At 59.7% G+C, this 25,057-nt stretch carries 20 protein-coding genes and 4 pseudogenes; 16 read left to right on the forward strand and 8 right to left on the reverse strand.

Going from position 1 to position 25,057, the window contains the following annotated elements:
- The first annotated feature begins 49 nt into the window (after window positions 1–49).
- Window positions 50–1,069, forward strand: a pseudogene (locus B0G77_RS43815) (reverse transcriptase domain-containing protein).
- Window positions 1,070–1,109: 40 nt separating this feature from the next.
- Here the strand turns inward: B0G77_RS43815 and B0G77_RS15320 are convergent.
- Entirely contained in the window at window positions 1,110–2,009 is a 900-nt protein-coding gene (locus B0G77_RS15320; RefSeq protein ID WP_133661607.1) for an integrase core domain-containing protein, read from the reverse strand.
- On the reverse strand, window positions 2,006–2,395 hold the full coding sequence (locus tag B0G77_RS15325) for a transposase (RefSeq protein ID WP_133661608.1): 390 nt from the start codon (window positions 2,393–2,395) through the stop codon (window positions 2,006–2,008). Before B0G77_RS15325 ends, B0G77_RS15320 begins: the two co-directional genes overlap by 4 nt.
- A gap of 261 nt (window positions 2,396–2,656) precedes the next feature.
- Between B0G77_RS15325 and B0G77_RS15330 the strand changes: the two genes are divergently transcribed.
- From B0G77_RS15330 to B0G77_RS15355, 5 genes are all read left to right on the forward strand, one after another.
- Window positions 2,657–3,904: a tyrosine-type recombinase/integrase gene (locus B0G77_RS15330; protein WP_243751004.1), complete on the forward strand. Its 1,248-nt coding sequence runs from the start codon at window positions 2,657–2,659 to the stop codon at window positions 3,902–3,904.
- Complete coding sequence (locus B0G77_RS15335) at window positions 3,901–4,836, forward strand: tyrosine-type recombinase/integrase (RefSeq protein WP_133662886.1); 936 nt, start codon at window positions 3,901–3,903, stop codon at window positions 4,834–4,836. Before B0G77_RS15330 ends, B0G77_RS15335 begins: the two co-directional genes overlap by 4 nt.
- Window positions 4,829–5,824, forward strand: a complete 996-nt coding sequence (locus B0G77_RS15340; RefSeq protein ID WP_133662887.1) for a tyrosine-type recombinase/integrase — start codon at window positions 4,829–4,831, stop codon at window positions 5,822–5,824. Before B0G77_RS15335 ends, B0G77_RS15340 begins: the two co-directional genes overlap by 8 nt.
- A gap of 564 nt (window positions 5,825–6,388) precedes the next feature.
- On the forward strand, window positions 6,389–7,402 hold the full coding sequence (locus B0G77_RS15350) for a Gfo/Idh/MocA family oxidoreductase (protein WP_133662889.1): 1,014 nt from the start codon (window positions 6,389–6,391) through the stop codon (window positions 7,400–7,402).
- A 494-nt stretch (window positions 7,403–7,896) separates the two neighbouring features.
- On the forward strand, window positions 7,897–8,367 hold the full coding sequence (locus tag B0G77_RS15355; RefSeq protein ID WP_133664157.1) for a ribonuclease: 471 nt from the start codon (window positions 7,897–7,899) through the stop codon (window positions 8,365–8,367).
- Window positions 8,368–8,452: 85 nt separating this feature from the next.
- Here B0G77_RS15355 and B0G77_RS44230 read toward each other — a convergent pair whose 3' ends face one another.
- On the reverse strand, window positions 8,453–8,782 hold the full coding sequence (locus B0G77_RS44230; RefSeq protein WP_243751005.1) for a hypothetical protein: 330 nt from the start codon (window positions 8,780–8,782) through the stop codon (window positions 8,453–8,455).
- A 40-nt stretch (window positions 8,783–8,822) separates the two neighbouring features.
- Between B0G77_RS44230 and B0G77_RS15365 the strand changes: the two genes are divergently transcribed.
- Window positions 8,823–9,212, forward strand: coding sequence for a hypothetical protein (locus tag B0G77_RS15365; RefSeq protein WP_243751006.1), 390 nt, complete (start codon window positions 8,823–8,825; stop codon window positions 9,210–9,212).
- 38 nt (window positions 9,213–9,250) lie between these two features.
- Window positions 9,251–10,132, forward strand: coding sequence for an SDR family NAD(P)-dependent oxidoreductase (locus B0G77_RS15370; protein WP_347814161.1), 882 nt, complete (start codon window positions 9,251–9,253; stop codon window positions 10,130–10,132).
- 130 nt (window positions 10,133–10,262) lie between these two features.
- Here B0G77_RS15370 and B0G77_RS15375 read toward each other — a convergent pair whose 3' ends face one another.
- Complete coding sequence (locus B0G77_RS15375) at window positions 10,263–11,390, reverse strand: aminotransferase class V-fold PLP-dependent enzyme (protein ID WP_133662892.1); 1,128 nt, start codon at window positions 11,388–11,390, stop codon at window positions 10,263–10,265.
- A gap of 233 nt (window positions 11,391–11,623) precedes the next feature.
- Here B0G77_RS15375 and B0G77_RS15380 point away from each other — a divergent pair, with 233 nt between their 5' ends.
- Complete coding sequence (locus tag B0G77_RS15380) at window positions 11,624–12,229, forward strand: tyrosine-type recombinase/integrase (RefSeq protein WP_133662893.1); 606 nt, start codon at window positions 11,624–11,626, stop codon at window positions 12,227–12,229.
- Window positions 12,230–12,398: 169 nt separating this feature from the next.
- Here B0G77_RS15380 and B0G77_RS15385 read toward each other — a convergent pair whose 3' ends face one another.
- The 3 genes from B0G77_RS15385 to B0G77_RS15395 all read right to left on the reverse strand — a co-directional run bounded on the left by B0G77_RS15385 (window position 12,399) and on the right by B0G77_RS15395 (window position 15,868).
- Window positions 12,399–13,295, reverse strand: a complete 897-nt coding sequence (locus B0G77_RS15385; protein ID WP_133662894.1) for a DUF3300 domain-containing protein — start codon at window positions 13,293–13,295, stop codon at window positions 12,399–12,401.
- On the reverse strand, window positions 13,292–14,194 hold the full coding sequence (locus B0G77_RS15390; RefSeq protein ID WP_133662895.1) for a DUF2950 domain-containing protein: 903 nt from the start codon (window positions 14,192–14,194) through the stop codon (window positions 13,292–13,294). The genes B0G77_RS15385 and B0G77_RS15390 overlap by 4 nt, the downstream gene beginning before the upstream one ends.
- 705 nt (window positions 14,195–14,899) lie before the next feature.
- Window positions 14,900–15,868: a LysR family transcriptional regulator gene (locus B0G77_RS15395; RefSeq protein WP_133662896.1), complete on the reverse strand. Its 969-nt coding sequence runs from the start codon at window positions 15,866–15,868 to the stop codon at window positions 14,900–14,902.
- Window positions 15,869–15,986: 118 nt separating this feature from the next.
- Here B0G77_RS15395 and B0G77_RS15400 point away from each other — a divergent pair.
- The 5 genes and pseudogenes from B0G77_RS15400 to B0G77_RS15420 all read left to right on the forward strand — a co-directional run bounded on the left by B0G77_RS15400 (window position 15,987) and on the right by B0G77_RS15420 (window position 22,351).
- Window positions 15,987–16,845: pseudogene (locus B0G77_RS15400) on the forward strand (oxidoreductase).
- Window positions 16,846–16,987: 142 nt separating this feature from the next.
- Window positions 16,988–17,699: pseudogene (locus B0G77_RS15405) on the forward strand (transposase); the annotation flags it as partial.
- A 610-nt stretch (window positions 17,700–18,309) separates the two neighbouring features.
- On the forward strand, window positions 18,310–19,110 hold the full coding sequence (locus tag B0G77_RS15410) for an NAD(P)-binding protein (RefSeq protein WP_208116424.1): 801 nt from the start codon (window positions 18,310–18,312) through the stop codon (window positions 19,108–19,110).
- Entirely contained in the window at window positions 19,107–20,840 is a 1,734-nt protein-coding gene (locus B0G77_RS15415; protein ID WP_133662897.1) for a SulP family inorganic anion transporter, read from the forward strand. The genes B0G77_RS15410 and B0G77_RS15415 overlap by 4 nt, the downstream gene beginning before the upstream one ends.
- Window positions 20,841–20,896: 56 nt before the next feature.
- Window positions 20,897–22,351, forward strand: a complete 1,455-nt coding sequence (locus B0G77_RS15420) for a DUF2252 domain-containing protein (RefSeq protein WP_133662898.1) — start codon at window positions 20,897–20,899, stop codon at window positions 22,349–22,351.
- Window positions 22,352–22,458: 107 nt separating this feature from the next.
- On the opposite strand, the pseudogene B0G77_RS15425 reads toward B0G77_RS15420, so the two are convergent.
- A pseudogene (locus B0G77_RS15425) lies at window positions 22,459–23,433 on the reverse strand (MFS transporter); the annotation flags it as partial.
- Between the two features lie 586 nt (window positions 23,434–24,019).
- On the opposite strand from B0G77_RS15425, the gene B0G77_RS15430 reads away from it, so the two are divergent.
- Together B0G77_RS15430 and B0G77_RS15435 are read left to right on the forward strand one after the other, a co-directional pair.
- Window positions 24,020–24,217 carry a hypothetical protein gene (locus B0G77_RS15430; protein WP_133662899.1) on the forward strand — a complete coding sequence of 66 codons (198 nt, stop codon included), beginning with the start codon at window positions 24,020–24,022 and terminating at the stop codon, window positions 24,215–24,217.
- Between the two features lie 73 nt (window positions 24,218–24,290).
- Window positions 24,291–24,872 (forward strand): hemerythrin domain-containing protein, encoded by a 582-nt coding sequence (locus tag B0G77_RS15435; RefSeq protein ID WP_133662900.1) that lies wholly within the window; start codon window positions 24,291–24,293, stop codon window positions 24,870–24,872.
- Window positions 24,873–25,057: the final 185 nt, after the last annotated feature.

Genomic DNA, 25,057 nt, shown 5'->3' on the forward strand with positions numbered 1-25,057 from the left:
GTCCTGCTTCGGACCGGTCTCCACCCCGGCTCAAAGCTCGGTCGGCGCGGTGGCTCAAAATTCATTCGGCGCGGACACACTGGGCATCTCGACCTTGCGTGATCGGGTGTGCATGACAGCAGCAATGCTGGTGCTCGAACCGATCTTCGAAGCGGACCTTCCACCGGAGCAATACGCTTACCGTCCGGGGCGAAACGCCCAGCAGGCGGTAATCGAGGTGGAGGAGCGGCTGCATCGAGGGCAAACGGATGTCGTTGACGCTGACCTTGCGGACTACTTCGGCAGTATTCCCGACGTCGAGTTGATGTTGTCGCTCGCGCGACGCATTGTCGATCGGCGCGTGCTGCATCTGATCAGGATGTGGCTGGAATGCCCCGTTGAAGAAACCGATAACCGAGGTCAGAAGAAACGCACGACGGAGGCCAGAGATAGCAGACGCGGTATTCCGCAAGGCTCACCCATTTCACCCTTACTGGCGAATATTTACATGCGTCGGTTTGTGTTGGCATGGAAGAAGCTCGGGCTTGAGCGAAGTCTTGGCAGTCGAATCGTGACCTACGCGGACGATCTTGTGATCCTGTGCAAGCGAGGCAAAGCTGAAGAAGCGTTGTCGCGACTGCGCGAGATCATGAGCAAACTGAAGCTGACGGTCAACGAGGAGAAAACACGAATCTGCGTGGTTCCAGAAGGCGAGTTCGACTTCCTGGGTTACACGTTTGGGCGGATGTACTCCGCGACGACTGGCCTGGCCCGTATGGGTATGCGCCCGTCGAGGAAGAGTATCCGGCGCATGGTCGAAAAGGTTCATACGCTGACCGCTCATTCGATGACATGGCTCGATACCACGGAGATGGTGAGCAAGTTGAACCGCACGCTGCGCGGCTGGGCGAACTAGTTCAAGGTAGGGACAGTCAGTCGCGCATACCGGGCGCTCGACAGCTATACCTCTTCGCGGCTGCGTCGGTGGTTACGTAACAAGTACAAGGTAAGACGTCGCAGGGGCGGGAGCTATCCATCCTCGCACCTCTACGGGCACTTCGGCCTCGTTCGTCTACAAGGTCCTTGGTAGTGATGTACCGGCTCCGGTTGTCTGGACACGCTTTTGCAGCTCAGGCGGCCAGCTTCATCAGCCGTTCCTGACGGGCTTCGAGGGGTGATTTGAAGCCCAACTTTTCAAGACGCCAGTCGCGATTGTATCGATCCTTGAACGCGATGGCGGCGGCACGAACTTCCTCCAGGTTTTTGAAGATGCGTCCATGAATAGCCTGTTCCTTCATTGTCCGGTTGAATCGCTCGGCGACGCCGTTGGTCTGGGGTTCGGCGACGAAGGCATAGCTCGGCGCGATGCCCCAGAACCGGATCTGGTTACGGAAGTCGTCCGACGTGTACTGCGAACCGTGATCCATACGCAGCGACAGCCCGCGGCCCGCATCGGCGAGCACGGAACCGAATTCGTCCAGCAGCCCCTGGGAGATCGGCTCGAGGGCAGCAAAGCGGTCGCCAATCTTCGCGGCATGAATGCCGGTACACATGCCGTCGCAATGATCAACGGCCGAGAAGATCCACACCATGCCGTCGTCCACGGTCGCGATGCGCACGCCGTCGGTGCCCCACATCTCATTCGGGCAATCGGTTGTGATCCGGCCATCGTGAAGGTTGGGTTCGCCTCGCGCTTGCCGGTGCGGCGACAGCAGGCTGTGCTCGCGCATCAGTCGCAGCACGCGGGTCCGGGAGACCCGGATGTCGTGCAGGATACGCAAGCGCGCCCAGACCTTGCGATGCCCCTCGCCGATGAAGGGGGAAGCCACCAGATCGTCGCGGATGGCCTTCAGCAGGTCAGCATCGGGCATCTTCGGTTTCGGGCCGCGGCGGCCCGGGATGATCGGCACCACGTTGTCCGCTGTCCTCGCGCGGACAGCATAGATCGTCGAGCGGGGGAATCCGAGCACCTGGCAAACCCGTTGCAATCCAAAGGGCTTGTTCGCACTAACGGAGATCGCGCGGCTCATGTCGACGATCTCCGAGCGGTCAAAGGGCGACGGGCCTGCAGTTCACGTTCCTTGCGCAGGATCTCGTTTTCCATAGACAACTCGCCGACGCGCCGCACGGCGTCATTGAGCCGGGCTTCCAGGGGATCGCTGGTGCGTGCCTTCAGGCCGGCCTCCATGCCGGCCAGTGCCAGCTCACGCCATTGCTTGAGCACGGCGATCGTCACACCGACTTCACGGGACACGGCGTCGACGGGTTCGCCACGCAGCAACCGAAGCACCACGCCGCGTTTGCGACCGGTCGACCAACGCTTGACTTCGGCGGCGCCAGAGGCGCTTCCAGTCGCGCTACGCGCTCCTTCCAGCGCCTCTGGCGCAACCCCGTTTACATCTGTTTTCTTCAACATCAACAACTCCAGTTTGGGACCCACGTTTTACCCCAAATCTGTGTCCAGAAAAACAGGAGGCGCGGCAGTCCTTGGTAGTGACTTGCCGTGTACGAAGGCGTGATGTCTTGTCCGAGAGCCCAGTGCGATATGTGGTGTTGGCTCAAATGTGGTCTTGTGGCGCCCGAGCCGCGATCCTGACTGGATCAGGGCGGCTGAACGCCACATAAATTAGCGCTGGAGTAGCGTCGGAGATCCGAAGATTGACCCGGAGATCCGATCATGTTCAGTACGTTGTTTCATTACCCCCGTGTATTGGCTCGTCATCGCAATGGCCCTTCGGCCGATGATCGAGAACGGTATCTGGCCCACTGCGCAGAAGGCGGCGCAGCCCATTCGACGCTGTTGAGTCTGGCACCTGAGCTTCTGGCTATTTCCCGGCGCATTGTCCTCGACAGCGGGCGACTGATTCTGCCTGCGGAAGTCGAGATGGCCGCCGATCGCTGGGTTCGTTATCAGCGACGGCATCAGCGAATCGTGACGGGAAGGTTCTCTCGGGAACGGTTTATTCAGACTGCCACAGCCTGGCTGCGTTTCCTGGGGCAACTGCAGGAGCGGCTACCGGAGGCGCCGCCATTCGTCGATCTGGTTCAACGGTTTGACAGTTACTTACGCGAGGAGCGCGGCCTGTCGCCACACACGATCCACAATCGATGCTGGCACGTCCAGGCGTTTTTGTGCTGGCTCAGCGAGCAAGGGAGCAGCATCGACGAGATGCAACTCGAGCAGGTCGACGCCTTTTTTGCATTGAGACAAATGCAAGGCTGGTCCCGCGTATCGATGGCCAGCCTTGCGGGTGCTCTGCGAAGTTTCTTCCGCTATGCTGGTGAGCAAACCTGGTGTTCGAAGAAACTCGCCGCCGGTATCGAAGGGCCGCGTCTGTTCAGCCACGAGATGCTTCCAGTCGGTCCGAAGTGGGAAGACGTGCAGCGACTCATTCGCAGCACCGATACGGACAGCCCCCACGATATCCGTGACCGCGCCATTCTGCTGCTCCTGGCAGTCTATGGACTGCGAAGCGGTGAGGTTGTTGCGCTGACCCTGGACGACTTGGACTGGGAACATGACATCCTTCATATCGGCCGGCCAAAGCAGCGGTGCAAACAGGATTACCCGCTTGCGGCCGAGGTAGGCGAAGCGATTCTGCGGTATCTCGAACAGGTGAGACCTCATGTTGCTTCACGCTCACTGTTTCTCACCATAAGGGCCCCGTTCCGCCCACTCGTGTCCACGAGTCTGCACTACCTGGTCAACCGGCGATTGCGGGTTCTGAACATCAGTTGCCGTCATGGCGGACCACATTCGCTCCGGCACGCATGTGCGACCCGTCTGGTGGCTGAAGGACTCTCACTCAAGGAGATCGGCGACCATCTGGGCCATCGCAGCGCCTACGCAACACGCACCTATGCCAAGGTTGATCTCACCGCCCTCAGGCAAGTTGCAGACTATGCCATGGGAGACCTGCTATGAAACTGCCTGAAGCGGTCGCCGCGTACGTGGCCTACAAACAGTCTCTGGGGATGCGCTTTGCCACTGAGACGCGTACCCTGAAGTCCTTCTACCGAGTGCTCGGCAACATCGACATACGCGAGGTCGACGCTGATCGTGTCTATGCGTTCCTCGCAGGCAATGGTCCTGTCACGGCCTTCTGGCATCGCAAGCTCAGCGCGCTGCACGGCTTCTACCGCTTTGCCATTGCACGCGGTTACACCACCAGCTCGCCATTACCCTTAACGGTCCCGAAGGAACCCCGAACCTTCGTGCCGTACATCTATTCGCGAGAAGAGATGAAGCGTCTACTCGCGGCGACGGCGGATAGTGAGCGCTGCAATCTGTCGTCGCTGACCTGCCGGACGCTCCTGCTGCTCCTCTATGGTACCGGCCTTCGCATCGGCGAGGCTGTCGGTCTGAATCTGGCGGATGTGGATCTGTATTCAGGAATCCTTTGCATCCGTGAAAGCAAGTTCTACAGGACACGCCTGGTGCCGACTGGACCGGATCTGACATTGGTGCTGGTTCAGTATGCCGCCGAACGCAACAAATGGCCGCCGCTCAGTCCCGACGGTGCCTTCCTGCTGACGGAACGCGGACGGCGCCTGTCCAGAGCCGGCGCCGAGTATGCGTTCAAACAATTGCGTGAACGCGCACAGGTACATCGTGACGATAGCGCGCGGTATCAGCCACGACTTCATGACATTCGGCACACATATACGGTTACCCGGTTGCTCTCCTGGTACCGCGAAGGCGCCGATGTACAACGCCTGCTGCCTCAGCTGGCAACCTATCTTGGTCACGTGGATATTGCCGCCACCCAACACTACCTGACCATGACGCCAGAACTGCTGCGACAGGCGAGCCTACGGTTCGAGCGCTACGCCCGGGGAGGTGACGATCATGCGTGACACAATGCTACTTGGCCCATGGGTTCGGCGTTTCCTGCTCGAGCACCTGATCGGCGAGCGGAACCTCGCTCGCAACACCCAGCAGAGCTACCGTGACACGCTGTGCCAACTGATCCCTTTCGTTTCGGGTCGAGCCCACAAACCGGTTGACCGGCTGGCAATGACAGATGTGTCGGCCGAGATCGTCCGGGACTTCCTCTCGGATATCGAAGTCTGTCGAGGATGTAGCGTCGCGACGCGGAATCAGCGCCTGGCTGCTGTCCACGCTCTGGCTCGATTCGTTGGCGAGCACAGCCCGGAACATATCCAATGGTGCACCCAACTGCGCTGCATCCCCTACAAGAGGACTGCAAGAGCGGTGGTGCCCTATCTCGACAAACCTGAAATCGATGCGCTCCTTGCTTGTCCAGATCGACGTACATCTCAAGGTCGCCGTGACTACGCGCTGTTGCTGTTTCTCTACAATGCCGGTGCGCGGGCGGACGAGGCCGCCCACCTGACCATCGGCGATGTCGATGTGATCTCCAGCAGCGTGAGCGTTCTCGGCAAGGGGCGCAAACCGCGGCAGTGTCCGTTATGGCTCGACACCGTGCAAGAGTTGTGCAACCTCGCTGGGCAACGTCCGCCGCAGGAACGCGTATTCCTCAATCGCTGTGGGCAACCCCTGACGCGTTTCGGCATTCACGCGGTCGTAGAGCGTTACGCCGTCAAGGCGCGAGCCAAGATGCCCTCGCTGGCATCCAAGCGCGTCAGCCCGCACAGCATTAGACATTCAACTGCGACCCATCTGCTTCGATCCGGTGTCGATATCAATACCGTACGGGCGTGGCTTGGTCATGTCTCTATCGATACGACGAACGTTTACGCCGAAATTGATCTGGAGACGAAGGCCAACGCCCTGGCGCGGCTTGCTATACCCAGCGATCGAAAGGCGAACAAGCGGTGGGCCAAAGATCCCGCGCTGATGGCGTTTCTTCGGTCCTTGTAGCAGGTTTTTTATGTGGCGTTCAGCCGGCCGGATCCTGTGAGGAACGCGGCTTGAGCGCCGCAAGACCACATTTGAGCCAGCACCACATATCGCATCAAATGAGTTCGATTACATTTGATGCGGGAGATCTGCACGCTGGGTTCGATGAGCGGGATGTGGAAACGGGGTTAAGGCGAGGTTACTCGGGCACCGCCAGACGAAAGGGGCGGAAACAGACAAACCGAGCCTACCGCTACCGGGCCACATCTCGACTCTACCGAGTGCTGTCGATCGCGGTCCTGCGAAGCACGGAGTGAGTATGCGAATTTCATAAGACAGTGATCGGCCAGGAGGCGACATTCGACCGCAATTTAAACCAGTCCTTCGGACGTCAGCTTCGACCAGCAAACGGCTGTACGCTTGCGAAGGTGGTCGAGAGCGGTCTTGTATCGGCGATCGTAGTCACTGAGTGTAAACTCGCGTGATCGGACGCTTCTGGTCCTTCGCAGGCTCATGGGCTTGCCGGCTCACGCGGTTATTCGGCCTGCTCTACTCCTCAGAGACTTAATCGGAAAAGGGGAGGTCATGGCAAGAGATGAAATTGTCTGGGGGATCCTGGGCACCGCGAAGATCAACGACAAGGTTGTCATGCCCATGCACAGCGCGCCAAAGTGTCGGGTGAAGGGCATCGCGTCGCGATCCCAGGAGAAGGCTCGGGAAGCCGCAGCCAAATATGGTTTGACTGTTGCATACGACAGTTACGAGGGGCTCCTGGCGGACCCGGAAATCGACGCGGTATATATTCCGCTACCCAATCACATCCACGTGGAATGGACGATCAGATCCGTCGAGGCGGGCAAGCACGTCCTGTGTGAGAAGCCGATCGGGCTGGACGCCCAACAGGTTGAACGACTCATCGCTGCGCGCGATAGGAATGGTCGATGCATACAGGAAGCCTTCATGGTTCGCACGCATCCGCAATGGTTGAAGGTGCGGACCTTGATTGACGAAGGTGCGATTGGCGAATTGCGGGCGGTGACCGGCGGCTTCACCTATAACAACACGAACCCGGACGATATCCGCAACCAGAGCGAACTGGGTGGGGGCGGTCTGCTCGATATTGGTTGTTATCCCATCACAACGTCACGCTTCATTACGAGGTCTGAGCCAAGGCGAGTGGTTGCCCTGATGGAGCAGGATCCAATATTCGAAGTGGACCGGCTTGGCTCTGTGCTGATGGACTTCGATGGTGTGCAGGCGAGTTTCTTTTACTCGACTCAGACCCATAACTATCAGCGGATGCAATTTCACGGTACCAAGGGGCGGATCGAGGTCGAGATTCCATTCAATGCGCCAAGCGATCGACCAACGCGTCTGTTAGTGAGTGAAAACACAAGCGCCGGTGTCGGGACTGATCGCTGGCTGGAACTTCCGGTGTGCGATCAATATGGCATCGCAGCCGCCACGTTCGCGGAGGCGATATTGAGTGGAAGCCCACAGGCTGTTCCGCTAGAAGATGCGCGCGCAAACATGCGAGTGATCGACGCCGTGTTCCGCTCGGGTCGATCGGGCGCGTGGGAGCGAATCTCTGAAAGTTGAGGTGCTACGCAGGACCAACCTCCGCCGTTCAACGTGCAAGAAGTGCCAAAGCCAGGAGCCACCGGCGTACGTGTTTGCGACGCCGCGTCCCAGCGAAGGCAAAGTCCGCTGGTGTTTCAATTCGTCCGGTTGGGCCGAGAACTCGCCGGGCGCCACGGACTTAACTACGATCGTAGGTCGCCGAAAGCGGCCGTCAACGTGGTATCGGGCCCAATGACGGTTGAGGGTCGATTGCTGCTCTAGCCCGCGGCCAAGGGGTCAATGGATCTTTTGAGGCTTCATCGCATAAGTTTCTCGAAGCAACTCGACGAAGAAACAAGCCTCACCGCAATCTGTTTGATTTGCATACTTCTCGAATGCCGAGAACTGCGCATCGGCCTGGTGGTCGAGTAAAAATTCCTGTTTCCGGCCGAACATTGATTCACTCTGCCATTAGCGATACCCTTGAATCGTTCGTGGTCGTCGAATGCTGGTCAACCGGAGACAACCATTTCGTGAAGCGAGCGTGGGCTTTCTCCTACATTCTCGCCTTGAGCGCGATCCTCGGCGGATGCGGCAAGGATGGATCGCGAAACGCTACTCAGGAACCGGGCGCATCCGGGAGTCAGGCGCCGGGTCAGCTTGGGCAGGCCGCGAGCGACACACCCGCCGCATCGGGCGCGCAGGAGCGGAGCGCACCGGCCTCCGTCACTAAGGCGCAGTTGCCGGTGGAAGCAGCCGAAACACTTCGTCTGATTAAAGCGGGCGGCCCTTTTCCTTTTGGCGAGGACGGTGTCTTGTTCCGCAACAGCGCGGTATTGCTGCCGCAGCATCCGCGCGGCTACTACCACGCATACACAGTTCGCACGCCTGGCTCGGCGGATCGCGGGCAGCGCCGCATCGTATGTGGTGGACCGCGCAAGCAGACCGGCGACTGCTACTACACCGACGATTACTACGCCAGTTTCAAACGCATTGCGGAGTAACTTGAACCAATGAAAACGCCCCGGGCCTCCTATAAAGGAGACGCCGGGGCATTGTGTTTTCAGAGACCGTGCTGCGATGGCACGATCAGCGGCAGAGGTAACGTGCACCGTCTTTTGCCGCTCCTTCCCACTCGTATTCGGTCAGTTTCGGCCATTCAAGCCCCTCTCCTGGATTGTCGACAATCGAGCCGCCAAACGCGAACCGCTTGACAAGTTTCCATCGGCGAGTAAAATGACTGACCAGACAGTTATTAAACGAAGTGAGAAGCGACTTAATCATGGCCAGACCGAAAAGTGAGGAGAGGCGCCAGGCCATCATCGACAGCGCGATCAGGCTGATCGCACGCGAAGGCCTGGGTGCGGCTACGGCCGCCATCGCGAAAGAAGCGGGGGTGCCGAATGGCTCTGTGTTCACGTACTTTCCGACCAAGATCGAGCTGTTCAACGCGCTCTATATGGAGATCAAGGAAGAGCTGATTTCCACGGTTGACGACGGTCTGTCGGACGCAGGCGACGAGCGCGAGCAGCTGCTGCACATATGGGTGAGATGGACCCGGTGGGGCGCAGCTAATTCCGAGAAGCGGCGGGTGCTGGCTCAGTTGAGTGTGTCGGACGACGTACTGGAAGCGACAAAAAAGGCGGGATTTACTGCCGCCCATCGGTCCGTCAACCTGATCCGGCAGGTTGCCCGACATGGAGCACTGCGGGATCAGGATTTGGCGTTCGTCGGAGCAGTGGTGGAGTCGCTGGCGAGCACGACGATGGATTTCATGAGTCGGGATTCGAAACATGCCGAACAGGTCTGCATGGCGACATTCGAGTTTTTGTGGAAGGCCTTGCGATAATTCTTTATCACGTAAATGACTGTCTAGTCACTTGTGTAATGAGAAGAAGATTCAAGATGTCTAAAGTTTGGCTTATCACTGGAAGTGGAAGCGGTCTGGGTCGAATCATTGCCGAGGCGGCGCTGGCGGCTGGCAACCAGGTCGTCGCGACCGCTCGAAACATCCGCCAACTGGACCAACTGGTGGGCCAGTATGGCGCGAATGTCCGGGCGGTCGAACTCGACGTCACGGACGAGTCTCAAGGCCGGGCGGCGGTCGATGCAGCGGTCGATGCCTTTGGCCGACTCGATGTGCTCGTGAATAATGCAGGTTACGGGGACACCCGCCCGTTTGAGCAGGTTCCCTCGGACGAGTTTCGCCGACTGGTCGAGACCTGTTTTTTCGGTGTTGTGAATCTTTCCCGCGCGGCGCTTCCTGTCATGCGGCAGCAGCGCAGCGGACACATCATCCAGATTTCTTCGTTGGGTGGTCGTACGGCGTTCCCGGGCAACGCGGCCTATTTCGCGTCGAAATGGGCCGTCGGTGGCTTCACCGAAGGTCTGGCGCAGGAGACTGCACTTTTCGGCGTCAAGGTTACCGCTCTTGAGCCCGGTGGGCTGCGCACCAATTGGGGAAAGCGTGCCCACGCAGACCGACCGGTCTTGCTGCCAGATTACGAACCCTCAGTCGGTGCGAGCGTGAAACAGATGGAAGGCTATTGGGGCAATGAGTCCGGTGATCCCGTCAAGGTCGCACAGGTAGTCCTCCAGATTGCTGACGCCGAAACCGTTCCGCCGCACATTCTGCTCGGAAGCGACGCTTTCCAATTTGCGCGTCAGGCCGAGCAGTCAAGAGCAGCTGAAGCAGATCGTTGGCACGCGGTCAGCGTCTCAACTGACGTCGATGCTGTCGGCCCCGTTCCGACGTTTCCGACGACTTGAATTGGGCGTAATACAAGACTAGCTTGTCCTGAGCAGCCGCTTTGAAGAACGGCGACTGGCTGAAGTGGGTCGGGAGTGTGAGTTCGCCGATGTGGGAAGCTGCCGTCCGGCTGCTTGATGCCGCCACGCTCTAAAGAATACTGTCCAACGCCTTTGCGAGCCTGGCGACCGTGCCTTCGACGTCATGCAGTTTGTCCAGGCCGAATAGTCCGACGCGGAAGGTCTTGAAATCTTCAGGCTCGTCGCATTGAAGGGGAACGCCGGGCGCGATCTGCAAGCCGGCATCGGCGAATTTCTTCCCGGATCGTATGCCATCGTCGTCCGTGTAGCTGACCACGACGCCCGGAGCCTGAAAACCTTCGGCCGCCACGCTTTTGAAACCTGCGTCAGTCAAGAGTGAGCGAATGCGCTTACCGAGTTCAATCTGCTCCACTCTCACTTTGTCGAAGCCGTATGCCTCGGTTTCCTTCATGACATCGCGCAGCGTCGCAAGACTGTCCGTGGGCATCGTGGCGTGGTATGCGAACCCGCCGTTCTCGTAGGCTTCCATGATCTGCAGCCATTTGCGAAGATCGCAAGCGAAACTGGTGCTGGTTGTTACGTCGATTCTCTCGCGGGCGAGAGGGCTGAGCATGACCAGTGCACAGCAGGGTGGCGCGCTCCATCCTTTTTGCGGTGCGCTGATCAGGACATCGACGCCACTGGCCTGCATGTCGACCCAGATCGTACCGGAGGCGATGCAATCTAGTACAAACATGCCGCCGACGGCATGAACAGCGTCGGACACCGCGCGCAAATAGGCATCAGGCAGCATCATCCCGGACGCGGTTTCGACATGCGGGGCAAAGACCAGATCCGGCTTGTTTTCCCTGATCGCAGCGACCACTTCTTCGATCGGAGCCGGTGCATATGCGGCCTGCCTTCCTTGTCCGACTGGACGCGCCTTCAACACCATCGATTCAGACGGAATTCCGCCCATGTCGAAAATCTGCGACCAGCGGAAACTGAACCAGCCATTGCGGATGACAAGACACTTCCTGTTCGTCGCGAACTGCCGGGCAACGGCTTCCATGCCGAAAGTCCCGCTGCCCGGGACGACAACGGCCACCTTCGCGGTGTAGACTTTTTTCAGGGCGTCGGAAATATCGCGCATGACTCCTTGAAAGAGCTGCGACATATGATTGATTGATCGGTCGGTGTAAACGACTGAATATTCGAGGAGTCCCTCGCGGTCGACATCGGGAAGTAAACCTGGCACGTTCGCCTCCGGTAATAGACGAATAAAAGAATCGAAAACAGATTCTAACGAAAGCTACCTGCAACGGCATCGGCCGAGACGCCCCCGTTACCCATCTGGCACGTTTCGGCGCGGACCAGCCGTCGAGTTACGCGGGTTGGGAATGCTCTGGTGGCGACAATCGGCACGATTGCGAACCTTGGCCGGAGCGTGGTTTCAAAATAGACCTCCCATCGTTCTTGTGGGAGTGTGCCATGAAGACCGAACAATCCCGTGAGGCGTGGAACAAAAGCAAGCTGGTGGGCCAGAAGCCACCGTTGGGGCCCAAAGACGTTTGGGCCATCCGGACCCACCTTCAGAACGCTCATGCTGTCCGCGGTCTTGCCTTGTTCAACCTCGCAATCGACAGCAAACTGCGCGGCTGTGACCTCGTCAGTCTGCGAGTTCCCAATGTCACCCACGTCAATCAGGTCTTGCCGCGGGCGCAGGTCGTTCAGCGAAAGACGCAGCGCCCCGTTCAATTTGAGCTGACTGAGCCGACCCGGTCGGCAGTCCGCGCGTGGCTTGAGAAGGCCGCCCTGAGGTCGGAGCAGTACCTCTTCCCAAGTCGACTGTCGGCGTCCCCACATCTTTCAACCCGGCAATATGCCTGGATGATACGTCGATGGGCGGGCGCAGCTGGACTTGATCCGACCGTCTACGGCGCACATTCGATGCGCCATACGAAGGCAACCCTGGTTTACAAACGCACGAAGCTGCGCGACAACCTTCGTCACGCTTCGGCTGCCACGACCTCGATTTATCTGCAAGGCGACGAGGTCAAGCGCGCACGCCAGATGAATCCCTTCGCGGCCCGGTAGCCCGCGCTCAGCCGGCTTGGCGTGCAATGTTTTCCGCTTCCTGAAGCGCCCCCTGGATCAATTGCCGCCGATCGGGCGCAACGTCCCGACGCTTGCAGTATTCGTGTTTTCGTTTACCGCCGCGAATTGTGACTGCCCACTGCTGTCGCCACTATGGGGTGGCCCATGGTTAGCGCCGCCCACCGCCGATTCTGCCGCCGCCAAAACCTCCTCCACTAAATCCAACGCCACGCGACGCACCCCCCGCGCGATGCAGGCTCGTGTTCGCGCGATTGACGTCTCGCTGTACGGCATTGCCGCCACCGCCCACGCCCTGGAATCCGTTGTCGCGCCCGGCGGCCGCGTTGCGACCACGATAGCCGCCGCGCGCGTCCGCGCCGGCCATGCTGCGGCCGTATTTCTCACGCGTGGCATTGTCACGATAGGCTACGCCTTGGCGGTGATTCGCGTCGTGCCGCCAGCGTCCGCCATCGGTCTTGCGGGCGTCGAAGTTGCGGTCGATGTTTGTGGCTTTGCGATGGTCAACATACACGTCGCCGCCATGCCAGTCGGAATTGCCGAAAATCGCGGCGGCCGCGATCAAGCCGATGCCAAAGCCGAAAGCGGCGCCGGGATAGTAGGCAGGGTAGGGTGGCCAGTAGTAGTACGGATAAGCCGGGTAGCCCCACCCGCCGTAGACGACAGCTGGATCATAGACCGGGACGTAGATCACTTCCGGATCGGCGGGTTCGATGCGCACGATAGGTTGCGCCCCGGCCTCGCTGACAGCCGGCGCCTCCACGATCACGGTCTGCTGCGCATTTGACTCAAGGTGGCCAGATTCCTTCGCACGCTTTCGTAGCCGCTGCACTGCATCAAGCACGTCTTTCCTCTGGGCCAGGAAAGCGTCGCCGAGTTTCTGGGTCCAGTCGAGCTTGTCATTCGTTCTGGTCTGGGCGCCGCTCGCTCCGGGTAGCGCGGTGGTCGGCGCCCCGGTTGTCGGGCCAGCCGCCGGCGGGCCAGCGGTCTGACATCCGGCAAGCGCAAGCAGGGCGCAACACGAAACAGCAAATGTCCGGCGCGTCATGGTGACACCTTCCTCCAGCCATGGGCGGGATCAAAGGATTTCGTGGCCGCCGCCTTCGCAGCGATATTCGGCCCAAGGTCGCGCTCATAGACCTGGCCAGTATGGTTTACGATGAAACTCATCACTCCGGTATCGCCGTAGCGCACTGGCCATGCCGTTACGGCAAAGCCAGCAAACAGCTTGCCGTCGAGAACATAGTTCATCGCGCCGCCAGGGGCGTTAGGCCCTTGCGCGGTGAGGAGCTTATAGTGATATCCGTAATAGCCGTCCTTGCTTTCATTTTGCGTGCCGGCCCCTTCGAACGCTGGCCCAAGCGGGCTCTGGGATTCTCCCGGGGCGGTCGGCCAGTAGAGACCATCGTGTTTCCCGGGGGAGCTCGACAGCTTGCTTGCATAGACCATCATCTTGTCGCCGTCGTGGGGGGTCTCAGCGTATTCGTCCTGGGCGTCGCAGATCGCCTGCAGGGTCTGGATCACGGCAAGCTCGTTTCGTCCGATGCGGCGCAGGCGCATTTCTTTGGCGCCAGCAAGTGTGTCGAACTGCCAGCCCCTGGCCGACTTGACGAGTGGGACGGGTGAGGTCCAGCCATCGTCACCGACCGCGATGAACGCGTGGCTGTCCGATTTCTGGATGGTGTGAGCCACGCCCCAGGCTTTGATGAACTTGTCTCGGATCTCGGTGCCGACCGGAGGGATGATGTCGCGGAAATCGGCGCCCAGCATGTCTTTCATCGCCGGCTCGTTGTTATCCAGGACTGCCTGGCCGAAGGCCACCATCGCCGCATCTGGAGTATTGAAGTACTGGCGCGCATGAGCGTTTGTCACCCCAAGCTCAAAAAGAACAGCGCATGCCACGCCGACGCATATTCGCTGGGAAAATCCGCGTTGCTGGGTTCTCATGCTTGCGTCTCCTTGGCGTCCGCCTCCACGGCGCGGGGATCGCTGCCACGGGTCTGGCGACAGGACTTGCCGCGCTTCGTCATTCCTGGAGTGAACCGAGCGCCCCAAGAATTCAACCTGCAGGCGTTTGAGGTGGGATTGTGTGTCGAGACACTACTCGCCGGGCCCGCGTGAAGTTCCTGGCGTTATCGTGTTCAGCTTGACGGACCAGTTTCGCGATGACGCCTAACGCGAAGGCGCCTCACGATGCCGCCCCCGGTGGAAAGCTGGCGTTGCTGGTGCAAGGCAGCATCCGCACGACCATTATCAGCCGCGCCGCGCGTAGCTAACCCAACGGAGATTTGGTGAAAAGGCATCGTGAGGCGTTCGGTTGGCCGAATCATGACGGGACAGAATCCGGAGTCGAGCACGGAGATCGCCGAGGCGGCGCTAAAGCGGCTGAAAGTAATGAATCGATAAGCGGCAGCCGAATGGGCCACAGCAGCCTTCAATTGACTTCGACGCCGTTGCATTGAATGACTGGCGGAACGCGGCTGCAATGGCTGCCTGAAATGTCGGGCAAAGTCACCACTTACGATATCGAGCAGACGCTTCATCGGCGGCGGGTCGGCTGCAAAGGTCGCGGACATTCGGACGTCCGCTCGGTAAAAACAGCGGCCTCTTGTTCGACGATCGTGTTCGTTGCGTCCTCTGTCAAAGCAGCAACTATCCACGTCCCCTCGCTGGGCGTTCCTGCGGCTGCTGCCCAGCGCGCAGCTCGGACGGATCGAGGAAAAAGTTTCGGTTGCCGCCCATGCGCTCAACCATGAAGTCGATGAACGTCTTCACGCGCAGCGACTGTTCTGTTCGATGCTTGTAGTAGATATAGATCATGCCGTATTCGGTGACGTGCCGCGTCAGTAACGGAATGAGCCGGCCGCTTCTGATATGAGTCGTTGCGTTGAAGCTACCCAACTGCCCGATGCCGAGGCCCGATAGTACCGCCTGCGTTTCCATTTCCGTGTCGTTCACACAGATGGCAGCGGACACGTCGCGATAGACGATCTCGTCGCCGATACGGAACTGCCACTGCGCGAGCTTGCCCGTGTTTGCACGCCGGTACCCGGTGCAGCGATGTTGAGCCAGTTCTTCGATGGTCCGCGGCGCGCCGTTGCGTTCGATATATTCCGGCGATGCGCACACGATCAACTGAATCGGCACCAGTCGGCGTGCGATCGAGCCGCCCGATGGCGGCGGTCCACCGCGAAATCCCACATCGGAGCGGTCGGCCACGAGATCCGTGAACTGATCGTCGAATTGCACTTCGAGTTGCACGTTCTGATAAAGCTTCTGGAATTCCTCGAAGTACGGCCACAGGACCGGGAGCCCGAGCGCGCGCGGCGCGCTCACGCGCAGCATGCCGCCCACTTCTTCCTTCGAGCGCCGGACCTCGTCGAGCGCAGACGACAGAATCGCGAGCGCCGGCTTCACGCTGTCGAAAAGCCGTTGGCCTTCTTCTGTCAGGCTCAGCTTGCGGGTGGTCCGATGAAAGAGCCGCACGCCCAGTTCCTTCTCCAATCGCATCACCGCGTGGCTCGCGGCCTGCGGCGAGATGCCTTGCTCGACCGCCGCGCTTCGCAGGCTTCCGAGCGTCGCGGCGCGCACGAAATTGGTGATCGCACGAATTTCATTCATTTGTGGGCCCCAGATTCGCAAATAAAAATTGATCATCTCTCCAGTAATGGACAGCTAGTTTGTGTCAATCGTCGCGCCTAGCATGGCATCACCTCATCACACACATAGGAGAGACTTCATGGCTGACGTCCAACAAGGTGGTTTCAAGCGCGTATGGTTCATCACCGGCGCGTCGCGAGGTATCGGCGCATTGATTGCCGAAGCGGCGCTCGCGGACGGCAACGCGGTCGTGGCCGCCGGACGTAACGTCCCGGCCATCGTCGAGCGTCTCGGCGAGTCGGCCGCCGCTGCTGCCGGTTGCGCTGGACGTGACCGACGAGGCCCAGGCAACGGCGGCAGTGCAGGCAGCGGTTGAAAAGTTCGGCCGCGTCGACGTTCTGGTCAACAATGCCGGCTTCGGTCTGTTAGGTGCGGTGGAAGAATCCACCGACAGGGACGTCCGTCGCATGTACGACACAAACGTATTCGGCTTGCTGAATGTCACGCGCGCGGCGTTGCCGACTATGCGCGCGAACCACTCGGGCCACGTGATCAATATTTCATCGGTTGGTGGCTATCGGGCCGCAGCGGGATTTGGCGTGTACTCGTCGACGAAGTTCGCCGTCGAAGGCATTACAGAAGCGTTGCATGCCGAGTTGAAACCGCTAGGGATTCACGCGACAGTTATCGAGCCGGGGTATTTTCGTACGGACTTTCTTGATGTGTCGTCACTGGTTGTTGCGCCGGACGTGATCGACGATTACGACGAAACCTCGGGTGCGGTTCGCCGCAAGGCCGTGCAAATGAATCACAACCAGCCAGGCGACCCGACGAAGCTTGCGGCCGCCATGATCACGCTGGTCGACGCGTCGAACCCACCGTTGCGCCTTCCGCTTGGCACGGACACACTGGCTGCTATCGCTGCGAAAAACGCTTACGTGACGCAGGAAACAGAAACGTGGAAGGAGCTGTCGACATCGACTGACTTCGCTGCCTGAGTGACGAAAGCGGCAGCTGGGCATTGGTTAAGCCGCCGCCTGCCAGAATTGCCGTTGTAGCCTGGAAGTCGTTGCAAGAGGCAGGAGCCTGTCAGATTTTTAGTGTGCCGAGGTCATGAGACGATAACGGAAACAACGTCCTATGACCGACACGACAGTGACCAGGAAGAGCAAGAACCCGAAGGCACCGAAGCTGTTCCCCGATGAGCTGATCGATCAATTGCTTGCCCAAGTGCAGGGCAAGGATGCTGAGTCGATCCTGGGCGAATCGGGTTTGGCCGGCCAGCTCAAGAAGCAGCTGGCTGAGCGCATGCTCGCGGCCGAATTGAGCCATCATCTGGAAGCGGAGGCCGAGCAAGGCAAGGCCGGCAACCACCGCAACGGCACCAGCCCCAAGACGGTCCTGACGCCCAGTGCTGGGCTTGTGGATCGAGCAAACGGAGGGCGCCAGGTTCTGGCTCAAGGTCTTCAATGAACTGAAGAACCGCGGCTTGCACGACATCCTGATCGCGGTGGTCGACGGTTTGCGCGGCTTCCCCGAAGCGATCGAGGCGGTCTATCCGGCCGCCCAAATCCAAACCTGCATCGTGCATCTGATCCGCAATTCGCTGAATCTGGCGAGCTGGAAGGACCGCAAGCCGTTGGCTGCCGCGCTCAAGCCGATCTATCAAGCCCCCACGGCCGAGGCGGCGGCAGCGGCGCTCGATACCTTTGCTCAAAGCGAGTGGGGCCGCAAATTCCCTACCGTCGCGGCCATGTGGCAGCGCCAATGGGAGCAGGTGATACCCTTCTTTGCCTATCCGCCCGAGGTGCGTCGAATCATTTATACGACCAACGCGATATGCACTTGCCACCAGGTACGACAATGGCGCGCGCGAACTCTGGATCGTGATGGCCGCGTATGGCGAATGACCCAAGGTTACATACGCAGTCTGTCGGACACTGACGAGTGGCAAGGTGTCTGTTGTCGTTTATTCGATCTATAGAGAACTGATCGAGCGTACAAGTTAGTCTACCTGACTGAACCGTGTTGCTCCTCAGATCAACAAGGGAACGGCCAGGTTCAAGGACGCGCCTTCGCTCGCGAGAACTGAGGAGGCCTGGAGCCGCGCCGCCGCAGGCAACGAAGCGTACCTTCCTCAAACACGGTCCTGAAATTTCCCGGACGCGACGGCCTGGTGACATGTGCCCGGCACCCCGGAACTGACTTTGGACGTTTGTGCGACACATCATCAACGGCGTCCACGAGGAAGTTCAGATGCGCTCCGTACAGGAACTGGCGAGTTATTGCGACGGGGTTCTGAGGGGTTTGCTGCCTCTCCGGGAAAAGAAGTGACGCCTTTCGCCGCGGGCGCGGCGCGTCCCAGGACGCTTGACTATTGACTGTTGATCCAAAATAGACGAGCTTTACATCTGGCACCAGGTTCGCTCTTGTCTCGATCAGACTGTTTATCCGAGGTAATGATGTGGATCTATCGCGTCGATGAGCCGCGTCTCGGAGTCGTTCGCATTCGCGAATGGCGACGCCGCGCGCGCCTTACAGTCGGCCTTCTTGTTCTGCTGCTTGGCGGCTCCGCCACCGGGCTGGTCCTGCTTGATCAGTCCGATACCTCTTTCCCCAACAAAGTGTTCACGGCGCTTTGGGACGGGGTCAATCTCGTCACGACACTCGGTGACTTTGCCGAATTCAATCAGCCTCAGAAGACCTTCATGCTGCTGGCCATGTTCGCCACGCTGCTGATCGGCGGATTCGCGGTTTCGCGGCTGACGGGCATGCTTTCGGGCGACGATGTGATGGTTTATCGGGAGAACAGGATCATGGAACGCAAGCTCGAAGATCTCGCCAATCATGTTGTCGTGGTCGGATTTCATTCGCTCGGTGAACTCGTCGCAAACCGCCTGAGCAAAGCAGGGCAGAAGGTGCTTGTCCTCGTCGGTGATCAGGCTCAGGCAGACTGCGCGGCGGATCGCGGCCATATGGTCGTGCTCGGTTCGCCGGACGTGTTCGACGACGTGCTCAGGCGTGCGCGGCTGACCAGCGCCAAGGCGCTTGTCGTGACGACGCCCGACAGCAATAACAATCTGGCCATCACCTTGCTCGCTCATACGCTGAATGCCTCGCTCACGATTGTCGTGCCCGCCGAAAACCCGTTGAGAAAGGGGCTATTCGAGAGCGCGGGCGCATCCTACGTGGTCATTGCAGATGACATCATTGCGGATGCGCTGGTCGGCAGGCTCACAACCCAGGTGGAGACAACACCATGAAACCCGCGGTTTCGACGCAGACTCATCTGCATCGCATGCCCTTCCTGCAGGGACTTCTGCCCATCAATCCCGCGCAACTGCCGCACGACATCATCGCCGGAATCACGCTGGCAGCCCTCGGCATCCCCGAGGTGATGGGGTACACGAAGATTTCCGGCACGCCCACCGTCACCGGCCTCTATACGATTTTGCTGCCGCTGATCGCGTTTGCGGTCTTTGGTGCGTCGCGTCAACTGGTGGTCGCGGCAGACTCCGCGACAGCTGCCATCCTCGCTGGTACGCTGACGGCCGTCGCCGCATTGGGCAGCAAGGAATATATCGGCCTCACGAGCACCGTGGCGCTGGCAGTTGCCGTGATGCTCGTGTTTGCACGGATCTTTCGCCTCGGTTTTCTCGCCGACTTTCTTTCCCGCAGCGCCCTGATCGGCTTCCTGACCGGCGTGGGCGTGCAGGTCGCCGCAGGCGAACTCGCCGGGCTTATCGGTCTCGCGAAGCAGGGGCATGGGCCAATCATGCAACTGGTATCGGTGCTGCAACGCGTCACCGAGGCGAGCACGCCAACGACCGCGCTTTCGATCGCCGTGCTCGTGGTGATCGTGGGCTGCAAGCGACTGGCGCCGCGTGCGCCGGGTGCGCTGATTGCCGTGATCGGCTCCATCGTGGCGAGCGCAGTGTTCAACTTCGCTGCGCACGGCATTGCGGTAACAGGTGAAGTGCCCGGCGGGCTTCCGTCGCTGTACCTCCCGCCGTTGCATATGAACGAGATCAATCAGGTGCTGGCAACGGCCGCCTCGTGCTTCATCGTCATCATCGCGCAGAGCGCGGCGACGGCGCGCGCGTACGCCAACCGCTACAACGAGAAGGGCGACGACAATGCCGACATCATCGGCCTCGCGGCCGCGAACGCAGCGGCCGCGTTTACGGGCACCTTCGTCGTGAACGGCAGTCCGACCAAGACCGAGATGGTCGACGATGCGGGTGGCCGCACCCAGGTTGCCCATCTGACCACGGCCGTCATCGTGCTGCTGGTGCTGCTGTTCCTCACAAGGCCGCTCAGTCTTCTGCCTGCCCCTGTCCTGTCGGCCATCGTATTCATGATCGGCGTGAAGCTGATCGATGTGAAGGGCATGAAGGAACTCTATCGCATGCAGAAGGACGAATTCGTCGTCGCGTTGCTCGCGGCGTGCGTAGTCGTGTTTGTCGACGTGATGCACGGCATTCTCGCTGCCGTCGTGCTTTCGCTGATTGCGCATGCGCGGCACAGTTACCGCCTGCGCACGCGCGTGTTGACGCGCGGCCCCGCGGGCCGTTGGATCACACAGCCGCTCGCGCCGGATGTGCTTGCGGCGCCCGGCATCGTCGTCTACCGGTTCGAAGCGGACCTGTTCTATGCGAACGCCGGCCGCTTTACGGAGGAAATACTCAAACTCGTCAACGAGGCAAGTTCGCCATTGCGCTGGGTGGTGATCGACGCAACGGAGATCAACAATATCGACTATACGGCGGCCAAGACGCTGATCCAGTTGGGTGCGGAGCTCGACCGGCGCGGCGTGGGTATAGCTGCGGTCGCGCTTCCGACGGGTGTGCGGCGTGCGATCGAACGGTATAAGGCATTGCGTGCGCGCGGCGCCCATCGCGAGATCTTTGCGACGGTGGATGCCGCGATTGATGCACTGCGCGATCTTTCGCCGTCTGCATCCGCGCCTTCACCTGACGCAAAACCGGAATGAAGCACACAGAATGAAGCAAAGCCGCTTTGAAGTTGAATCGAAAAGAGGAGTGACACGTGGCTGAATCCGCTGCCGAAAAGCGCAATGAACCCGCTGCGCAATGCTCAGATCCGAAGACACTGGTGGCGCAAGAAGACCCTTCCGCGCTGTTTGCGGGGCGTGGCTCGTCGGCTGCGCGTCTCGAGCAGGGCAAGGCGGCGCGCGCAAAGGTGCCGCGCGCCAGGCTGGCGGACTGCAAGATCGAGGGGCGGGATCCCATCGCGCTGCTCGACGCGTCCAACGCGGGCCGGGTGACGGAGCTGATACCCATTCGCTACGGGCGCATGGTCGCGAGTCCGTTCGCGTTCTATCGCGGTGCCGCACCGCTGATGGCATACGACCTGTCGAAACTGCCGCATTCGGATGTGATCGTGCAACTGGGCGGCGATGCGCATCTGGCAAATTTCGGACTGTTCGCGAGCCCGGAGCGGCGTGTTCTTTTCGGACCGAACGACTTCGACGAAACGCTGCCCGGCCCCTTTGACTGGGATGTGCGCAGGCTGGCTGCATCGTTCGTGATTGCCGCGCGCGAACGTGGATTTGCGACGCGTGACCAGCGCAGTGTGGTGCGCCGGCTGTGCGAGACGTTCCGCCAACGGGTCGCTGACTTCAGCCGGATGGACACGCTCGACGTCTGGTACTACCAGTTCAAGGCGGCGGGCATGCTGGCCATTGCCGATTCGACGGAGGAAAGAAGGAAAGAACTGGCCGTGATCGAAAAGGCGAGACAGCAGTCGTCGCGTTCCCTGATGACTCACCAAACCGAACTGGTCAACGGCAAGCTGCGCATCAAGGACGTGCCGCCGCTCGTTTATCACGTCCCATTGGAGAGCCCCCACGATCGCAAACAGTACGACGCGCTGGTCCGGCGCTTCTTCGCCGACTACCGGTTGACGCTTCCCGATGACAGGCGCGCGCTGTTCGATCGCTATGAGCTGGTGGATGTTGCGATTCGCGTCGTGGGCATCGGGTCGGTGGGGACACGCTGCTACGAGGCCCTGTTCATGGCCGACGGACAGTGTCCACTGTTCCTGCAACTCAAGGAGGCTCGGGCTTCCGTGCTGGAGGGTTATCTGCCGCCCAGCCGTTTTCCCAATCATGGCCAGCGCGTGGTGAACGGGCAGCATCTGCTGCAATCGGCCAGCGACATCTTTCTGGGTTGGTCCAAGATGCGCCATACAGGCAATGATTTCTATGTTCGACAGTTGCGCGACATGAAGGGCGCATTCGACTTCACCACGTTCGACGTTGAAGATCTAGGCGAATATGCGGTTTCCTGCGCCCATGCGCTGGCCCATTCGATGGCGAAAGCGGGCGATCCCGCGCTGCTTAGCGGATACCTTGGAAAGTCGGGTGCGTTCGACGAAGCCATCGAGCGATTCGCGCTCGCTTATGCGGAACAGAATGAGGCAGACTGGACGGTTTTGAAAACGGCAGTCAAGGCGGGACGTATCCAGGTCATTCGTCAATGAGTCTGGAGCGCCCCATCGGTTGTGCGCACCCGCATTTGCTGATTCTCTATTCGTAAGCCAGGCCGGTCCGACTCACCTGCTCAGATGGGTCCGGAGACGGACGAGAGCTAACCGGCTACCCGTCCGGCGACGGGCGTTCGCCTGACTTCCGACAGATAAATCAGGATCAACGAGACCCAGACGATGCCGTATAGAAACATGAAGCAAGTCGAGCGGATCCTGAAGAAGTCGAGCAGCAAGCCAAACAGAATCGGCAGCAGGAAGCCGCCAAGTCCGCCTGCGAGACCGACAATACCCGTCACCACACCCATGTTATCGGGGAAGCCGTCAGCAACATATTTGAACGTCGACGCCATCCCGAACGCAAGCACGGCGCCAAGTGCAAACGTCAGCAGGACAAATACGATCAGCGTGACCTCGAGATGCAGGCTCACCGTGCCGTCTATCGTGTGAATGACGAAATCGGTAAGCGGATACGACAGCAGAAACAGGCATATCCACGCAACCCAAAGCCCCCACCACGTGACGTTGTGCGCGCCGAAGCGGTCGGCAAGTCCGCCGCCCACCGCGCGCAGGATCGACCCAGGCAGCGAAAACCCGGCGGCGAATGCGGACGCCATCACGAGCGACATGCCATATTCGGCCTTCAGATACTGCGGTATCCAGAGCGACAGGGCAGTGAAGCCGCCGAAGGTAAACGAATAGTACTGGCACAAGCGCCATATATGACGATTGCGCAGCACCTTGAACGAGTCGAGCCACGAGCCTTGGGTTCGCCCGGCACCCGGGTCGCGCGCCGACGCGAACCAGAAGATCACAGCGGTAACCAGCAGCGCGACCGCATACGCGCGCGGCACGAAGCGCCAGCCATAAGCGGCCTGCAGGGACGGCGTGATGAACAGATTCACGGCTGCGCCGGCCGTGCCCGCGCCGAAGAATCCCATTGCGAAGCCGCGTCGCGCCGGCGGGAAGAAGCGCGCGACATACGGCGTCCCAACGGCGAAGGATGCGCCGACGCAGCCGAGAAAAAGCCCGATCAACAGAAACTGCCACAACGTGGTTGCGTAACTGACGATATAGAGATCCTGTGTCGGTCAGTGAGCGTTCCCAAGCATTAAAGGATGCGAACGCGAATAAGTAAAGTTGACACCTGAATTGGCCAGTCAGACTTGATCCCGATCAATGGACCCATGCAATTGGCATCACTCCCGTAGCGTGGAGCGATCGCTTAATGCCTCCCCGATGCAATATCCGGTCCTGGCGGGCGGACACCTCGGGGACGCCTCGCTCGGGTTTTCCCAGGGCCAGGGGGCGATTCCTGGCGACACCAACAACGGACGGCACCGCCAGACAGCCATTTTTGTAGATACAGTGGTTTTCTGATCCATAAGTTGATACAGGTCAACTCGAACCTGGTTGGAGGGCGGATGATGAATTCATCTGCGGTGTTTCATGCTGCTGCCTGCTTGCGGCTTCGCGCTGCAGGTGTCGCCGTAACGAAGAATGCAGGGAGATCGCTTCCGTCAGTTGTCGCCCCGAGCGCTATCTATTGCGCGTTCGATTTGAAGTCCAGCAGCATGCGACAAAATGCGCGTCGACAATCTTTGGTGAGCATCTACTCTTGAAACATGCTCCAAAGTGCAGGGGCTCAAATAAACGGAGACGACAATGTTCAGCCCACATGAGATTGCAGCGCTCATGCTGCTCGAGACCAACCAGAATTCGAACAATCTGGATCTTGATGACCTGGACGCCCTGTGCGAGCGTCAGCTTGTTTCGCTAGAAAAACTGGCTTCAGGATACGCGCATGTGCGTTTGACTCCGCAAGGCCACTCGATACTCAGATCAGTCGGACGGATGCGCTAGTTCATGCGCGGGTTAGTGGAAATGTACGCAGCAAATGGTACGCATTTGCTGAGGCCTGCAGGCGGAGGATGAAATGCAACAGCCAGTAGCGCGCCGGGCGATACAGACGATCATCCGCGAGCATCAGCAGCTTTCGGCGGTGATCAACGGCATGATGCGGTTTGTCGACTCATTGGACACGAGTGCGCATGCGCCCGGACCTATGGTGATGCGGGCCATGCTTTACTACATTCGGGAATATCCGGAAAAGGTGCATCACCCTAAGGAGGACAAGTATTTGTTCATGCGCTTGCGATTGCGCACGAATGAACTGGACGACGTCATCGACGAACTGGAGTCGCAGCACGTACAGGGCGAAGCGCGTGTGCAAAGTCTTGAACGTGGCTTGATGCAATATGAGGTGGACGGTGACTCAGCGATTCCTGAGCTGCGGAAGATGGTAGAGGAATACGCGGCGTTTTACGGTAACCATCGGCGGCTGGAGGAGGAAGTGGTTTTGCCCGCTGCGTTACGATGCCTTACCACTGCAGGCTGGATAGAACTGGATGAAGCGTTTGGCGCGAATCGCGACCCCTTTGACAGCCGCGAACTCGAGACTGATCTCGACCATCTGTATTCAATGATCGTGAACACAATGCCGGATCAGGTCGCGTGAATATATTGTGCAGATCAGTCAAAACGAAGATGGCGGGCGGAGTCACGTCGAAGCGGTTAATGGGAGTTGACTCGCCCGCTCCTCGATCCTCACGAGCCGGACCTCAGATCGAGCGTACGTCAATAGACATTGCGCAGAAACTCTTTTCGACTTGGAACACGAGCCCGCGGCGCCCGCCGGCTATC

Source organism: Paraburkholderia sp. BL10I2N1 (assembly GCF_004361815.1).
GTDB lineage: Bacteria > Pseudomonadota > Gammaproteobacteria > Burkholderiales > Burkholderiaceae > Paraburkholderia.

Coding starts and splice junctions, on each gene's coding strand:
- B0G77_RS15320 (WP_133661607.1), bottom strand. CDS start 2,009: ATGAGCCGCGCGATCTCCGTTAGTGCGAACAAGCCCTTTGGATTGCAA.
- B0G77_RS15325 (WP_133661608.1), bottom strand. CDS start 2,395: ATGTTGAAGAAAACAGATGTAAACGGGGTTGCGCCAGAGGCGCTGGAA.
- B0G77_RS15330 (WP_243751004.1), top strand. CDS start 2,657: ATGTTCAGTACGTTGTTTCATTACCCCCGTGTATTGGCTCGTCATCGC.
- B0G77_RS15335 (WP_133662886.1), top strand. CDS start 3,901: ATGAAACTGCCTGAAGCGGTCGCCGCGTACGTGGCCTACAAACAGTCT.
- B0G77_RS15340 (WP_133662887.1), top strand. CDS start 4,829: ATGCGTGACACAATGCTACTTGGCCCATGGGTTCGGCGTTTCCTGCTC.
- B0G77_RS15350 (WP_133662889.1), top strand. CDS start 6,389: ATGGCAAGAGATGAAATTGTCTGGGGGATCCTGGGCACCGCGAAGATC.
- B0G77_RS15365 (WP_243751006.1), top strand. CDS start 8,823: ATGGAGATCAAGGAAGAGCTGATTTCCACGGTTGACGACGGTCTGTCG.
- B0G77_RS15370 (WP_347814161.1), top strand. CDS start 9,251: ATGAGAAGAAGATTCAAGATGTCTAAAGTTTGGCTTATCACTGGAAGT.
- B0G77_RS15380 (WP_133662893.1), top strand. CDS start 11,624: ATGAAGACCGAACAATCCCGTGAGGCGTGGAACAAAAGCAAGCTGGTG.
- B0G77_RS15385 (WP_133662894.1), bottom strand. CDS start 13,295: ATGACGCGCCGGACATTTGCTGTTTCGTGTTGCGCCCTGCTTGCGCTT.
- B0G77_RS15390 (WP_133662895.1), bottom strand. CDS start 14,194: ATGAGAACCCAGCAACGCGGATTTTCCCAGCGAATATGCGTCGGCGTG.
- B0G77_RS15395 (WP_133662896.1), bottom strand. CDS start 15,868: ATGAATGAAATTCGTGCGATCACCAATTTCGTGCGCGCCGCGACGCTC.
- B0G77_RS15410 (WP_208116424.1), top strand. CDS start 18,310: ATGTGGATCTATCGCGTCGATGAGCCGCGTCTCGGAGTCGTTCGCATT.
- B0G77_RS15415 (WP_133662897.1), top strand. CDS start 19,107: ATGAAACCCGCGGTTTCGACGCAGACTCATCTGCATCGCATGCCCTTC.
- B0G77_RS15430 (WP_133662899.1), top strand. CDS start 24,020: ATGTTCAGCCCACATGAGATTGCAGCGCTCATGCTGCTCGAGACCAAC.
- B0G77_RS15435 (WP_133662900.1), top strand. CDS start 24,291: ATGCAACAGCCAGTAGCGCGCCGGGCGATACAGACGATCATCCGCGAG.